Raw genomic sequence first — 15342 nt, forward strand, 5'->3', positions numbered from 1 at the left:
CGGGGAACAGGGTAAAGAGGCAATATAAAGCGATTATCTTCGTTAATAAGATGATTTCCCTTATATATCTACCTTTTCGAGATTTCGCTACGTCAACTTAGCATATTAACTACTGAGGAACCAAAAACTTTTAGCGTTGAACTGCTGATGATTTGTCACTTTCTTATTGGTGTACCGGGTAGCGGTAAATCCACCTTCGCTGCCGAGTTAGCAAAACTAGGAAATTACCGCATTGTCTCTACTGATGTCATTCGTCAGCAACTTTACGGTGATGCAAATATCCAAGGTGATTGGGTAGAAATAGAAAAAGCAGTTATCTGTGAAATTGTAAGTACATTAGCTCAAGGTGATGGCGTAATTTATGATGCCACTAATGCCAAGCGCGTTTGGCGGATGGATTTGTTAAAAAAGCTCAATGGCGTTGAAGTTCAGTGGATGGGGTGGTATCTGCGAACCCCCATTGCAACTTGCAAATTATGGAATCAAAAACGCGATCGCCAAGTTCCAGATATAATCATTGAGAACATGCATAAATCTCTGCAAGAGTTCCCCGCCGTCGCAGCAGAAGGTTTTGCAGTCGTTAAAGCAATTGATGTTACTGGCGACAACTTCAACATTCAACAAATCTCAACCCAAATACAACAGCTTAACCGCACCCTGACTAACCGTGCAAATCGCAATCGTCACGTAACTCTGCATTTATATAGTCAGCTGCTAAATTTTGAACGCCTCATGTATCTAATTTCCCTGATTATCCACTATCCGGGTATGGGAACTTTGCAAATCACTCACCCTAGTTTGCTAGAAAGTATTTTTGGTTATGTGCCTCAATTTGCTAACTCCCTAGAAGAAGTTACCGCTTTTATGGGTAAATTACACGGCAAAATCTATGCTGATGCTCAGGCGATCGCATTTGATTTAGACTGGTTACAGCAAAATTCTCTCATTGGATCTAATACTGTTTTTTTCTCTTCTCCTATTACTTCACCACTTCATCATTCTGTTACACCATTTTGTTTTGCAACTCATAACTATTCTGATTGGTACACATTTCAAAGGTTAGTGCAAATCATTCGTTTTATTCTTCATCAACCATTATTACAAAATACAGGTAAGGGAAGTTTGCCAACTCTTATCTCTGCACTCCAACAGCATGAGATTATTGATAGTAATGGCTTAGATACTGTCCGTAAAGATATTGAAAAGGTGCTGAAGCCTTATAAAATATTGCCGGAATTTCCCCTCAGAGATGGCTATTTTGCAGGAACAGCGATTTTGTCAGTATATGAATTAACTAAAGTGTTTAATGTTCTCCAGTCTCAGGCTAAAAGCCTTGATGATCCCGTGGCGCTGGATATTTATGAAACTTTTGCTACGCGGATGGTGCAAAGTAAAATGAGCATAAATAAAGTATATCCGGCACGGGCGATCGCCAACCGTAATATGATTGACCCAGAGTTTTTACCAATAGATGCTTTATCTAAGAATTTACAGCAAATTGAAGAGGCGATCGTTAAAGGACAACTACTAGAATTAAATCGTTTTCCTGGCGGCGGTAAATTTGCACTTGATGAAGAAAGTTTCTTCCTAGCATTTCCCTTACAAATCGTTTTTTATAACCAAGCATGGTATTTAGGTTACGAATGTGAAGGAGGAAAATATACAGGTCTTTTGCGTTTTGAGCGTTTAGATAGATTATTTATCGGTCAACTTCAAAACAGAGTCCGTTCACGACAAGAACAAGAAAATTCATTACAAAAATTACAAAAACTTTCTGCTAGTAGTATAGGTGTTTTTCTTGGGTATAGCGCCAGTGACCAAGATAAATTTCTTAGTCAGAATAAACAAGAAGGTTCCCAGGTTTGTGTAACTATAGAAATGTGGTTTAATGATGTTATTTTTCGATTTATAACTGAAGGTACTAAGAGATTTCCATCACAGCAAATGAAGATGTCTTTACCTGTCGAAAATGTTAGGTCAACGTTACCCAAGTCGATTTTTTGTCTCAAAAAAACGCAAGATAAATGTTTTCCTAATCGCTTTCGATTAAAATTACCTAAATGGTATTTAGATGATGTAGAGTTTTTGAGGTGGATTGTTGGTTTTGGTGGAAATGTTAAGGTTGTAAAACCTGAAGAGTTAATAATTAAAGTTAAAGAAATGGGTAGGGCAATTTTAGCCGTTTATGAGTAAAAATATAAAAGAGTAAATTTAAATATATTTAAAAAAGGTTGAGATATTTATCTCAACCTTTTTTTTATTAATGGAGTTTTCTATTAATAAGTTTCCATTCATTCCACTTCATTAAATAGAAGCAACAAGATGGTACGATTCCCGACATTACTATCAGTGAAACGTTTCCATTCATTCCACTTCATTAAATAGAAGCGGCTTTTTGGATCTTGAAGAACTCACAGCAGAGATTACGTTTCCATTAATTCCACTTCATTAAATAGAAGCGGCCTGGGTTACTTCAGGATGAACCTAAGGCTACAGTAGGTTTCCATTAATTCCACTTCATTAAATAGAAGCGGCCTCAAATATCTGTTTGAATGCCATGCATAACACGGTGGTTTCCATTAATTCCACTTCATTAAATAGAAGCGGCCGCGAAAGAATGGGGTGAAGATAATCCAAAAACCTATTCAGTTTCCATTAATTCCACTTCATTAAATAGAAGCGGCCTAGTACCCAATGTCGAGTATGGTTCTTTAGTTACGAGTTTCCATTAATTCCACTTCATTAAATAGAAGCGGCCATAAATACAGAAGTCTATTTTTATCCTAATGGATTGTTTCCATTAATTCCACTTCATTAAATAGAAGCGGCATAAAGTAGCTTTGCTTCTGCATCCTAGAAAAAGTTGTTTCCATTAATTCCACTTCATTAAATAGAAGCGGCTCCTTGTACTTTAAACCCTTCCACAGCCGAATGTCCTGTTGCCATTTGCGGCCGGGTCGATGAACATAGTAATTTTTGCGTCAACTAAGAGAAATAAAGCAGCTGAAACCCTTACACAGAAAGACATCGGCCGCATCAACGAGAAAATAAGCATTTCCATCTTTTACCCACCCCGTCGCAGAAAAATTAGAGCAATGTTAAAAATTCGTCATTCGCATGAAAACCGTAGCAGAATCTCAAATCAGTCTTTACCTTAAGACATAGAGCAAATTCGCACAACCATAAACCATAAAAATTATGTATATTTCTTCCTGCGCTGCATTAGTCCGCAATTTAGGCGTAGCCTTACTCAACGGTACTATCACTCTTATTATCTTATTAATTGCACCCCTTGGGTTAGCAGCCGTAATCATCAACACAATATTAGTCACAGTAGCTAGTTTTGTTAACGCCACAGCAGGTGATGCAATAATCAACTTTCTCCAACCATCTCAAATCAAAACATTACTTGCTGAAGTCATTTCTCAACAGTCACAACTTACCAAAGAAAATAACAAATAACTAATATTTTTATCATCTATCTTAAAAATTTTATGCGTACCCTTTACGTTTCACAACAAGGTTGTTACATCACCCTCAAGAGCGAAACCTTAATTATCAAACAAGGAGAAACTATTCATGGCGAAGTACAACTACCATTATTTAATACCAATTCAAAAAATGTTTGCGACACATGTAGGTTGGGTTAAGCGCAGCGCAACCCAACATGGATGAAGGTGTTGGGTTTAAATCAGTACGTTGTTCTTTTTGCTGCCAGTATAAAAAAGCAGCGCAACCCAACATGGATGAAGGTGTTGGGTTTCCTTACGTCAACCCAACCTACATTCACATCATATTTTTTGTGAAGTGGTATAAGTTAGGATATATCATCTAAAGGTTGAACATCGTGGAAATTTTTATAGTCGATATAGCGATTTCCATCAGGTGTATGGTGAATAATATCGACAAAACGACTATTCCATAAAATATCATTAGCGCCATAAGTATGACGAGCATGAACTACTTGTGCAACTGTTTCATCGATACCACTCACAGAAACAATTAATAAAGCGCTTGTCTGAGTTAATGATTCTGGAGTCACTCCATACAAAGGACTAAACTCATCAATTACATGCATCACAGACCAAGTTAATGTAAAGCTAGGCGTTTGACTTCTGAGTAATTTCAGGTCGTAAATTCGGCGCATGAATTGCCCTTCGGCAGTTACTTCATCGCGCATTAAATAAACCCTCATTTGTGCCTCTAAAATCATGTTCCGGCGCTTGTTAGCAGTGCGAAACATCAAAGTAGGTACTCCCTCGTGAGGTATAATCACTACAACTCGGCTAAACACTACGCGAGCAGTTGGTTTAGAAAACCTCGCAAATGCTAGTCCTGTCATCACAGCAATTCCCACCAAGCCAATCATCGCTTCAATTGTCACAACGACATTGGCGTAAGTTGTTTTCGGATACATTGCACCGTAGCCGATAGATGCTAGGGTTTGCACGCTAAAGAAAAAGACATCTAAAAACGAGCCAGGTTTAGCATTAGCAATACAATCTCCTCCTAGCCAATAAGCCACAGCAAACAGGATATTAATAGTTACGTAAGAAATACAAATTAGACTGATAAAACCAACCCAAGGAATTGTCAGCAGCAAATGGTAAGGATCACGCCAGTAAGAGTACCATGCACCCATACCCATAATCTCAAATAATCCATTTTGATGGACTTTAATATGCACTCGTGGAATTGAATGCTGTTTTTGCTTTCGTAAAAATTTCGGCAGTCGAAGTTTCATTGAGAGTAGCCAAAAAAACGGCGAGTAGGTAGTATGACTAAAGCTGACTAATCGTTAACTCAAAACTTGGTGGTTATAAATCGCTGATGAATCGAAATTTTTGGATTACCGCCTTAATTGCTTTTATTAACTCCCTCAGTTTGACAATTTTAATTCCTATTATCTATCTTTATGGCAAACGATTTGGCCTCAGTGATTTTCAGACTAGCTTGTTATTTTCGATTTACTCTGTAGCTCAATTTTTTGCCACGCCTGTAATTGGTAAACTTTCTGACCGTTTTGGGCGTAAACCTTTATTGATTATCAGTTTAGCTGGGACTGTAATTGCTAACTTGATCGCTGGAACTGCAACAACAGCAGGTCTTCTGTTCTTTGCACGATTTTTAGATGGTATCACTGGCGGCAATGCTTCGGTGGCTCAGGCAATTATTTCAGATGTCACCACCTCCGAAAACCGAGCTAGAGGATTTGGGGTTTACGGTGCAGCATTTGGTTTAGGTTTTGTATTAGGGCCAGCTACAAGTTTGCTAGCACAGCAGATTTCTTTGGGTGCGGCTTTTTTAGTTGCGGGTGCAGTTGCATTTGTAGGACTTTTAGTTACACTTTTCTTTTTACCTGAAACTCTGCAAAACAAAGCTGATAAAGCACAAAATATCTTTGACTTAGGTTTAGGTAATTTAATTAGCGGTTTAGCTATGCCAAAAGTTGGTGTACTTTTAATCATCAACTTTTTTATTGGCACTACGTTCACCATTTTTACCTATGCTTTTCAACCTTACTTTATTAATGTGTTGGGTCAAAATAGCCAGACTTTGACGCTGATGTTTCTTTTGTTTGGAGTTTTGGGCGTAATTATGCAGACTTGGGGTGTTTCAATTCTCAGTAATAAATTTAATATAGTAAGTATATTATTTTTAGGTTTATTTATTCGCAGTTTATCGTTTGTTCTCATGCCAATTTGGCAAAATATTATTTATTTTGTGATAGTTGCAATATTATTTTCTCTCTTCAATTCTTTAGTTCAACCCATGATTAATACATTAATTTCTTTGAATGCTCAAGCAAAAGACCAAGGAACTGCTATGGGTTTAAACGCATCTTATTTAAGTATCTCTAATGGTGTTGGCCCCGTGATTGCGGGAACGCTGATTCATCAATCGCAGCCCATAACCTACGGCTATCCTTTATATTTAGCCGGAATCCTGACTTTTTTAGTGTTATTTTTAGCGATCGCTAACCGCAAAAGATACGCGCCTCAATTACAATAAATAGAACTAGTCCTTTCAAGGTAACTTGTAAATCTTCTTTTCTGTCTCAGCGTTCTCAGCGCCTCTGCGGTTAAATAAATACTTATAAACCGCAGAGGACGCTGAGGACACAGAGAAATAAACGTTGTAGTTTAAATAACAAATATTACGGCGCAGGACTTCTAGCAAGAAAACCTAAAATTCAGCATTTTTCACTAAACTCTGACAATCTTCTACTGAAGCACGTTCTCGCATGGCTTGGACTAAGGCTTCGTAACTAGACCGATTTTCTTGTAGCAAATTCTTCGCTTGCAGGGTATGAAAGCGCTGTTTTTGCTGACGAGTTGATTCCGACAAACCTAAAGCTGATAAGACTCTTGCTAACTTAGTTTTATCATCACCTCCACCTTCAGCATTTTCAAATACCAAAGTTTCCGCAGCAATTCCCGCCATCCAAATAGTGCAGTAACGATCTAACATTTGAGCGCTGATTGTACCTTTTTCTAGTTGAGATGCGAGTTCACCATCATCAAAAGTAACGCCACCTTGCCCAGGTTGTCCTTGTTTCCAGGCTTCCCAAGCGCTGAGGGTGTAGCCTGTGACAGGAATATCTAATAGATGAGCAACGAGAAAATGTCCCGCTTCATGGTGGATAATGCGATCGCGGTATTCAGGAGAAAACCTCGCAATCCAATCTAAAAAGATAGTACCTCCCTTACCTTGCAAACCAAAGTTATCTAATGTGGCTATGCCCAAAATAGTGAAGGTAGCAAGGGCTGGCACTGTCGGGGATAAGTTGATTAATGGCCCTAACAGTACTGATAGAGTCATGAGAAATATCGATATGGCGACTAAATTTAGGGCAGTTTGGCTCATTATGAGTTTGTTAAATCTAGCTTAATATTTCTTTATTATGAAGCAAGATTCGCTTTAAGGGAAATGGGACTACATAATGAGTTGACAAGAGTGAGTGATTTAGTACACCTCATTGTGGGTTCCGAAATCAAGGAGAAACGAACCGCTAAGGACATAGCGAAAAGTTGTCATAGCGTAGCGGTAGCGAGTCTGCGAACGTCGGAGGGTTTCCCTCCGTAACAAACTTTTCAAGACAAAGAACACTAAGTTAAGAAGGTTTTAGATAGTTCTTGTGTAAGTCTTAATCAAGTAGAATAATGACTTCACTATTCATCCAGAGACTGGCGCAATACTGTAATGACATCTTCAGCTGACTGGTGTTGAAATTTGCCTGTTCGGAAATCAGCTAAGGTTTGTTGAGCATCCGTAGCCATTTCTGCACGACGACTCTCGTGGTGACGATTTTGCAGAATCTCGATCAGCATTTCCTGCTGTTCGTAAGGCAGTAGCAAAGCACTTTCTAGGACTTGATTGAGGGTAGTCATAGAATTAGGCCGTCAACTCTGAGGTTAAAGTAATTTAAGTTTACGAAGTTGAGTAAATTTTAGCGCTCAAATATTCTGACTAAAAATTATTTCTAGTTCGTTCTGTATCTGCTCAAGTTCTTGGCGTTTGTGGCAAATCCGCGCTTTGTCAGCCTCATGTTGTTCTAGCGTCTCGTTGTGAGTTTTTTCATGCTGTTCTAGGAGATTTTCGTAAAGTGCGATCGCTTAAATTGACTTAAAATTGTAAATTATAGTGAATAACAGCAAATAATTATGCATCCCATATTAAAGGTTGATATTTCAGAATTAAGTGTATCCGAGCGAATACAACTTGCAGAGGATTTATGGGATAGCATTTTGACTGATACTAATGCAGTTTCTCTGAGGGAGGAGCAAAAGCAAGAACTGGATAAACGTTTAGAAATACATCGTCAAAACCCAAAGCAGGGTTCGTCCTGGGAAGAAGTTAAGCAGAGACTGGGTTTTTCTGAATAATTTACTAGTTAATTATTAGCCTAAAAGCGATGATATTTAAGCCATGAACAGTCAATCAAAATCTATTATGAGTAATTTAGAACAAGCCCATAGTCAGGATATTGAAACAATTACTCGTTTGTTAGCGAAGATTTCCAACCGTAGTCCATTAGAGATTAAGCCTCACTTGAACACCATGCTTGAGCAGCTGGTGCAATCATCAACAGAACCCCCTTTCTATGAAACCGCAACAGCAGAGGAGTGGGTAACAGCTTTCCGGGAATGGGCAGCAAGTCACCACCATGAGACACCTCCCCTTTCTGACTATGCGGTCAGCCGATCAAGTATGTATGAGGACGAGAGGCTCTAGTGGCTTATCTGCTCGACACCAATGTTCTGCTGCGGAGCGCAGACCCTAACCACCCAATGTACAACTCGGCGACCAATGCAACTTCCTTGCTGCGGAATCAGGGGGAAACACTCTGCATCGTACCGCAGAATCTCATCGAGTTTTGGAACGTGTATACCCGTCCAGCTAATAAAAATGGGCTAGGTCATACTGCCTCTGAAGCCTCTGAAGAAATCAGACGGCTGAAGGCTTTCTTTACTTTTCTGACGGATACCGCAAGCATTTACAACGAGTGGGAGCGACTTGCCATGCAGTATCAAGTAAAAGGGGTCAATGTCCACGATGCTCGACTGGTTGCAGCAATGCTGGTGCATGGGTTAACCCATATCCTTACATTTAATATTAGTGATTTTGCCCGTTACTCAGAAATTATTGCTGTTAATCCAACTGCGATCGCACCTTAGTTCTCTTATTTAACTTGATTGTATCGTTGCGATCGCGCCTACTAAACCAAGCTTTTTTCTTAAAAATACTTATAAAACTTTTTTAATCACTGATTTTTGAGTTACAGGAATTTCAATAACCATTTCTGTACCTTGTCCAATTTTAGAATTACAATATAACTTTCCAGAATGTCTATTAGTGATAATTTGATAACTAACTGATAATCCTAAACCTGTGCCTTTACCTACAGTTTTAGTAGTGAAAAAGGGGTCAAATATTTTGTGTTTGATAGATTCATCAATACCAGTGCCGTTGTCAATAACGTGAAGTCCTATCCATGATTGGGAAATTACTTCAGTCCGAATACAAAGATTGCTGATGTGATTACTTTTTTGCTCAATCATGCACTGCAAATATCGTTCTTCTAAAGCATCTATTGCATTACTCAAAATATTCAGAATCACTTGATTAAGTTCACTAGAATAACACTCGACTAATGGCAGCACAGCATAATCTTTAACAAGGCAAATTTTACACTGATTATGATTCGATTGTAATCGATATTGTAACATCAACAATATACTATCAATACTTTCATGGATATCAACTTCTTTAAGTTCGGCCTCATCTAAACGCGAAAAAGTCCGTAGCGATTTAACTATTTTCTCAATCCTATTTACACCCTGCATCATCGAACCAATAACTTGAGTATAATCTTGGCGCACAAAATCTAAATCTATATTTTTAATTGCTATTTGAATTTCTTTAGGGGGAGTAGAATAATGCTGCTGATAGATGTCTATTAACTTAAATAAGTCTTGTATAAAAGTTTGCGTGTGTTTTATATTACCCAAAATAAAATTTAGCGGGTTGTTAACTTCATGGGCAATACCAGCTACCATTTGACCTAAAGAAGACATTTTTTCTGCATGAATCAATTGTGTTTGAGTTTGTTGCAGCTTTTTAACAGTTTGTTTAAGTTGAATATTTTTATCGCTTAATTCTTGTGTTCGCTGTTTAACTCGTAATTCTAACTCTTGATTAGCTTTCATTAAAGCATGTTGTGCAATTTGTCGAGCTTTTAAATACTTTTGTAGTAAGCGTAGTACAATGATCCATAAAGGAATGAGTAAGATTAAACTTATTACAGCAAAAGCAATAGAAAAAAACATCTGTTTACGGTATAACGTAATATCCTCTTGTAATTCTTTTGATATATAATATTTACTAGTCTCAATACCTGCCCCTAATTTAGTTTTCTCTGTTTCATATTGAACACTAGATAATAAAATTTGGGCTTCTGATTTTTTTCCTTGTTCGACTAATACAAAAGATTCTTCTTCCATTTTGACTAATTTTTGATTAGCAATATCAATTGTTTTAACACGTTCAGTTAAAAAACGATGTTGCGCTAATTTTCTAAATTTGTTCAGTTCTAAATCTAATTCTGAGCCAAATAATGTATATCTTTGTTTCCACTTTACCTCACCTGTATTTGCATACATTTTTGCTGACATAGTGAGTACTTCATCTAGGTAAATAATTCTTTCAGTTAATGAGTTTAATGGCATTTCATGCTGGATTAAATAATCAAATTGCTGGTATTCTTGTTTTGTTATCCAAGTTACAGGGAGAAATAAGAAAATAGTCAAGACAACTGTTGCCACTACAATTGATGTTGGACGAAATATATTCATAAAAACAAAAAATGCTAAGTACACTTAAGTAAAATATCACAGTATTCTGTAGTAAAAGATCAGTAAAAATATTGAGAATACAAGAATTGATTGTTGATGCTTCAAAACTATTCGTAATAATAAGAAAATATATCCACTGCCAACGTCAAGCTGAGGTCAAAAATTACCAAAGGGCAGTGCTAAAACTCCAACTCTCAACACAGTATGTCAGAACAACAGCAGTGGAAAATCACAGCAACAGAACAACCACCCAATTGGTTCATCGAAGCGGTGAAACAGCACACACCAGCATCAAGTGGACTACATGCAGCACAATTGTTGTGGCAACGCAAAATTAAAGATCATCAACAATTAGCAGCTTTTATCAACCATAAAGCTTATCAAACGGCGAGTCCTTTTGAATTTGGGCAAGAAATGCATCTAGCAGTAGCTAGACTGCAACAAGCACGTCATGCGGGTGAAAAAATTGCTATTTGGGGAGACTTTGATGCTGATGGTATTACTGCTACATCTGTGTTGTGGGATGGTTTAGGACTATTTTTCGCTCAAAATACTCAGTTAACTTTTTATATTCCCAATCGGCTGAAAGAATCTCACGGACTCAACCATCAAGGTATTGACAATTTAGCTCAACAAGATTGTAAGTTAATTGTTACTTGTGATACGGGTAGCACCAATATTAATGAAATTATTTATGCTAAAGAACTAGGTATAGATGTCATAGTCACAGACCACCACACTTTACCTGAAGAACGCCCAGCAGTGGCAGCAATTATTAATCCTCGTTATTTGCCAAGTGAACATCAGCTATTTCATCTTTCTGGGGTAGCGGTGGCTTACAAATTAATAGAAGCCTTATATCAAACTTTGCCTGATGTTCCCAAACATCCATTAACAGATTTATTAGATTTAGTGGCTATAGGTTTAATTGCTGATTTGGTGCAGCTAAGTGGAGATTGTCGTTATTTAGCGCAAGTAGGAATCCAACGACTGCAAGCCGACTTTAAACAACCACCAGCAGCACGACGACGACCAGGAGTAGGGCGATTATTAGAATTGTGCCAGAAAAGCGGCGATCGCCCCACAGATATTTCCTTCGGTTTAGGGCCACGCATTAATGCCGTCAGCCGCATTCAAGGTGATGCTAGTTTCTGCGTGGAATTATTAACTAGCCGAGATATTCAACGTTGTCACGAACTAGCCGAAGTCACAGAACTTGCCAACGCCCGCAGGAAGTCTTTACAAAAAGATGTGCAAGCACAAGTAGGACAAAAACTCACTCAATTAGATTTATCCACCACTAGCGTTATTGTTTTAGAAGATGCCCAATGGCCAGCAGGTGTGTTAGGTTTAGTCGCCGGACAAATAGCACAAGAAACAGGCCGCCCCACCATCTTATTAAGCACAGAAGACACTACTAGCCCCCAGCCCCTAGCCCCTAGTCCCTCTTTTTTAGCCCGTGGTTCTGCCCGTTCAATAAATTCCGTCGATTTATACCAATTGGTGAAAGAACAAGCACATCTATTACATCGCTTTGGCGGACACCCCTTTGCAGCGGGTTTGAGTTTGCCAATAGAGAATATTCCTTTATTTACAGCGGCGGTTAATCAGCAGTTACGACAATCTTTAGGCGGCACAACTCTCACGCCCACAGTGCAAGCAGATTTAACGGTGACAGTTGCAGACTTGGGCAAAGAGTTATTTTTGGAACTGAAACTTTTAGAACCTTGTGGGATGGGAAATCCTGTCCCGAAACTATTAATTCAAAACTGCTGGTTTGACAATGCTTGGCATCGCAATCAACAAGATTCGCAAGGGAAGAAAGTACAATATATTAAAACCGACTTTGATATTCGAGATGATTCTAGTAGAAGTCCTTTTCCTGGTATTTGGTGGGGACACTATAAAGATGAATTACCGATAGGACGATGTGATTGTATCGCCGAACTCGACTACAACACCTTCAAAAAACGCTATGAAATTAGATTAATTGCTGTGCGTCCTGCTGCTAACTTAGAACTGACAACTCAGCAATCGACATCTATATTAGACTGGCGAAATCAAAAAGATTCAACACTCAGCCTTAATAAATCAGTATTAACTATTCAAGATTGTCCCACAAACTGGGATGATTTACGCGCTTGGTGGAAGCGATCGCTTTATCATCAACAACAATTAGCGATCGCTTGGTCTAAACCCAACCATCAACCACCTAACGAAATTTGGCTAACTTTAGTTGGGATTGCTAAATATCTCAATCGTACCAATCATACAGTTACCCGCGTTCAACTTTTACAAAAACTTGGCATTCGTGACCAAACTTTATTTTTAGGATTCAAAGCTTTAAAATATTTGGGATTCACAGTTAAATTACAAGACCATGATTTACGCATCAACCACAATCCCAAAAATATATCTACAACCTTAGCTGATAATGCTGCCGCCAAATTTTTAGCTGCCATCAGTGAAGAACAATTTCAGCGAAAGTATTTTGCAGAAGTGCCTTTATCTACTATTGCCGTGATGATTAAGTAAGTCGGCGAGAACAAATCAAACTAATGCGGTATAAATTGAGATTATTTACAAAGGCTTAAGATATATTCTTTGCGTCTTTGCGCGGCAGTCGCTACCCTGCGGGAAGCCGCAGAAGCGTCTACAAGTCGGGAAACCCGCCCACGGCGCTGTCTCCCCAACGCGCTGCCTTGCCTTTGCGTGTTAGCGAAGCCCGATAAAAATCATCCCGAAATTCAGCAAAGATATTTCATGTCTATGCTTGTAGTCAAAATCTACCACACATAAAGTAAAACTATGCCAAAAATCGCTGCTACTCTACTTTTAGTTGATAGATAAAATCAAAGCTATGTTAAAAGTCTTTGCAGACAGAGGTGGCACATTTACAGATATTGTGGCTGTAACTGATGATCAGGCAATTATAGACAGACTTTCAAGACATCAGTCACAGTTTTTAATCATGCCTGTCCCTAAACAACAATGGGTAATAGTCTATAAATTACTGTCCGAAAATCCTGAACAATATGAAGATACAGTTATTCAGGGTATTCGGGATATTTTCGGTTTAAAAAATCATCAACCTATTCCCTATACTGCAATAGAAGTAGTCAAAATGGGAACAACAGTTGCAACGAATGCACTGTTAGAAAGGCAAGGAGATAGAGTAGTTCTGATGATTACGAAAGGGTTTAAAGATGCACTGCGAATTGGCTACCAAAACCGTCCTGATATCTTTGCTCGTCACATCATTTTACCAACAATGCTTTATGAACAAGTTATTGAAGTAGACGAACGTTATGATGCTCATGGAAATGAATTAAAAACCGTTGATATTGCACAGATAAAACAAGATTTACAAGCAGTTTATCATACAGGAGTTCGTAGTTGTGCTATTGTGCTTATGCACAGCGATCGCTATCCCCAACACGAGCAACAAGTAGCAGCAATTGCTGAAGAAATTGGCTTTACACAAATTTCTATATCTCACCAAGTCAGTCCATTAATGAAATTAGTAAGTCGAGGAGATACAACTGTTGTAGATGCTTATTTAACTCCAATTTTGCGCCGCTATGTCAACCAAATAGCAAGTCAATTACCTCATGTAAAATTAATGTTTATGAAGTCTGATGGAGGCTTAACTGATGCTGGACAATTTCAGGGTAAAGATAGTATTTTAAGTGGCCCTGCTGGCGGTATTGTTGGTGCAGTGCAAACTAGCAAAAGAGCAGGTTTCGATTTAATAATTACCTTTGATATGGGGGGAACAAGTACAGATGTTGCCCATTTTAAAGGAGAGTACGAACGTCAACTAGATTCAGAAATTTCTGGGGCGCGAATGCAAGTTCCTGTATTATCAATTAATACGATCGCGGCTGGTGGCGGTTCAATTTTGATGTTCGATGGTTCTAGCTATCGTGTCGGGCCAAAATCGGCTGGTTCTAATCCCGGTCCTGCTTGTTATCGGCGAGGTGGTCCTTTAACGGTCACAGATGCTAATGTAATGTTAGGTAAGATTCATCCTCAATATTTTCCTTCTGTCTTTGGCAATGATGGCAATTTACCATTAGATAAAAATATTGTCTTAGAGAAATTTACCCAATTAGTCGAAGAAATTGCAACTGTTACAGGAAATTATCGTACCCCCGAACAAGTAGCAGCAGGATTTATTGCTATTGCTGTGGAAAATATGGCAAATGCAATTAAAAAAATTAGTCTACAACGTGGTTATGATGTCACAAAATATGTACTTTGTTGTTTTGGTGGTGCAGGCGGACAAGTTGCTTGTTTAATTGCTGACACTTTAGGAATGAAACAGATATTTTTACATCCTTATGCTGGTGTTCTTTCAGCCTATGGAATGGGATTAGCTGATGTGAAAGCCACCAGAGTAAGAGGATTAGAACAGCCTTTAAATCAAGCCTTAATTCCTCAAATAATGCAGTTGATGGAGTCTTTAGAAACCCAAGCTAGAAGCGAAATCACTCAAGATAAAAGCAGCGCTGAAGCAGAAGTAATTCAAAAAATGAATTTGAAATATGAGGAAACTAATTCTATTTTAAGCGTTGATTTTAATGAAGATATCATGATGTTGCAAACAGCATTTACAAATGAACATAAATCTCGCTATGGTTTCATCCAGCCAGATAAATCCTTAATTGTGGAATCTATTTCAGTAGAAGTAATTCAGAAAATGGATACTCCTGAAGAACCTTCAATTACTCATACCCGTCCTGTAAATTCAGCTCTTCAACCTCTAGAAATAGTCAAAATGTTCACTGCTAATAAATGGCATGATACGCCAGTTTATCGCCGTGAAGATTTGCAACCGGGAGATTGGATCAATGGTGCGGCGATTATTGTCGAAAAAATTAGCACGGTTGTAGTTGAACCTAACTGGCAAGCCAGATTAAATGAGCATAATCATTTAATTTTACAACGTCTTCCCAAAGCAGTCGAATGACCAAGCTCACCGGAC

Annotated in this window: 12 protein-coding genes; 8 read left to right on the top strand and 4 right to left on the bottom strand. The window is 38.3% G+C overall.

The features are described 5' to 3' along the window. Positions 1–147: 147 nt before the first annotated feature. Both QI031_RS21150 and csx18 read left to right on the top strand, forming a co-directional pair. On the top strand, positions 148–2193 hold the full coding sequence (locus QI031_RS21150) for an AAA family ATPase (RefSeq protein ID WP_281481604.1): 2046 nt from the start codon (positions 148–150) through the stop codon (positions 2191–2193). 1005 nt (positions 2194–3198) lie between these two features. Beyond that, a complete protein-coding gene (gene csx18 / locus QI031_RS21155; RefSeq protein WP_281481605.1) occupies positions 3199–3462 on the top strand; it encodes a CRISPR-associated protein Csx18 in 264 nt (87 codons plus the stop codon). A gap of 355 nt (positions 3463–3817) precedes the next feature. On the opposite strand, the gene QI031_RS21160 is transcribed toward csx18, so the two are convergent. Continuing rightward, entirely contained in the window at positions 3818–4744 is a 927-nt protein-coding gene (locus tag QI031_RS21160; protein WP_281481606.1) for an ion channel, read from the bottom strand. An 86-nt stretch (positions 4745–4830) separates the two neighbouring features. Between QI031_RS21160 and QI031_RS21165 the strand changes: the two genes are divergently transcribed. Continuing rightward, a complete protein-coding gene (locus QI031_RS21165; protein ID WP_281481607.1) occupies positions 4831–6012 on the top strand; it encodes an MFS transporter in 1182 nt (393 codons plus the stop codon). 174 nt (positions 6013–6186) lie between these two features. Here QI031_RS21165 and QI031_RS21170 read toward each other — a convergent pair whose 3' ends face one another. Continuing rightward, a complete protein-coding gene (locus tag QI031_RS21170) occupies positions 6187–6867 on the bottom strand; it encodes an ATP-dependent Zn protease (protein ID WP_281481608.1) in 681 nt (226 codons plus the stop codon). Between the two features lie 305 nt (positions 6868–7172). Next, the gene (locus QI031_RS21175) at positions 7173–7391 is read right to left on the bottom strand and encodes a hypothetical protein (RefSeq protein WP_281481609.1); all 219 of its coding nucleotides are present in this window, start codon (positions 7389–7391) and stop codon (positions 7173–7175) included. Between the two features lie 273 nt (positions 7392–7664). Between QI031_RS21175 and QI031_RS21180 the strand changes: the two genes are divergently transcribed. Genes QI031_RS21180 through QI031_RS21190 form a run of 3 tightly spaced genes read left to right on the top strand, consistent with a single transcriptional unit; the run spans position 7665 to position 8678 of the window. Continuing rightward, a complete protein-coding gene (locus QI031_RS21180) occupies positions 7665–7886 on the top strand; it encodes an addiction module protein (protein WP_281481610.1) in 222 nt (73 codons plus the stop codon). Positions 7887–7929: 43 nt separating this feature from the next. Beyond that, the gene (locus QI031_RS21185) at positions 7930–8235 is read left to right on the top strand and encodes a hypothetical protein (RefSeq protein WP_281481611.1); all 306 of its coding nucleotides are present in this window, start codon (positions 7930–7932) and stop codon (positions 8233–8235) included. Continuing rightward, complete coding sequence (locus QI031_RS21190) at positions 8235–8678, top strand: type II toxin-antitoxin system VapC family toxin (RefSeq protein ID WP_281481612.1); 444 nt, start codon at positions 8235–8237, stop codon at positions 8676–8678. The genes QI031_RS21185 and QI031_RS21190 overlap by 1 nt, the downstream gene beginning before the upstream one ends. A 69-nt stretch (positions 8679–8747) precedes the next feature. Here QI031_RS21190 and QI031_RS21195 read toward each other — a convergent pair whose 3' ends face one another. After that, on the bottom strand, positions 8748–10355 hold the full coding sequence (locus tag QI031_RS21195) for a sensor histidine kinase (protein WP_281481613.1): 1608 nt from the start codon (positions 10353–10355) through the stop codon (positions 8748–8750). Positions 10356–10559: 204 nt separating this feature from the next. Here QI031_RS21195 and recJ point away from each other — a divergent pair, with 204 nt between their 5' ends. After that, entirely contained in the window at positions 10560–12890 is a 2331-nt protein-coding gene (gene recJ, locus QI031_RS21200) for a single-stranded-DNA-specific exonuclease RecJ (protein ID WP_281481614.1), read from the top strand. 325 nt (positions 12891–13215) lie between these two features. Continuing rightward, on the top strand, positions 13216–15327 hold the full coding sequence (locus QI031_RS21205; RefSeq protein WP_281481615.1) for a hydantoinase/oxoprolinase family protein: 2112 nt from the start codon (positions 13216–13218) through the stop codon (positions 15325–15327). Positions 15328–15342: the final 15 nt, after the last annotated feature.

The organism is Halotia branconii CENA392, assembly GCF_029953635.1.
Lineage (GTDB): Bacteria > Cyanobacteriota > Cyanobacteriia > Cyanobacteriales > Nostocaceae > Halotia > Halotia branconii.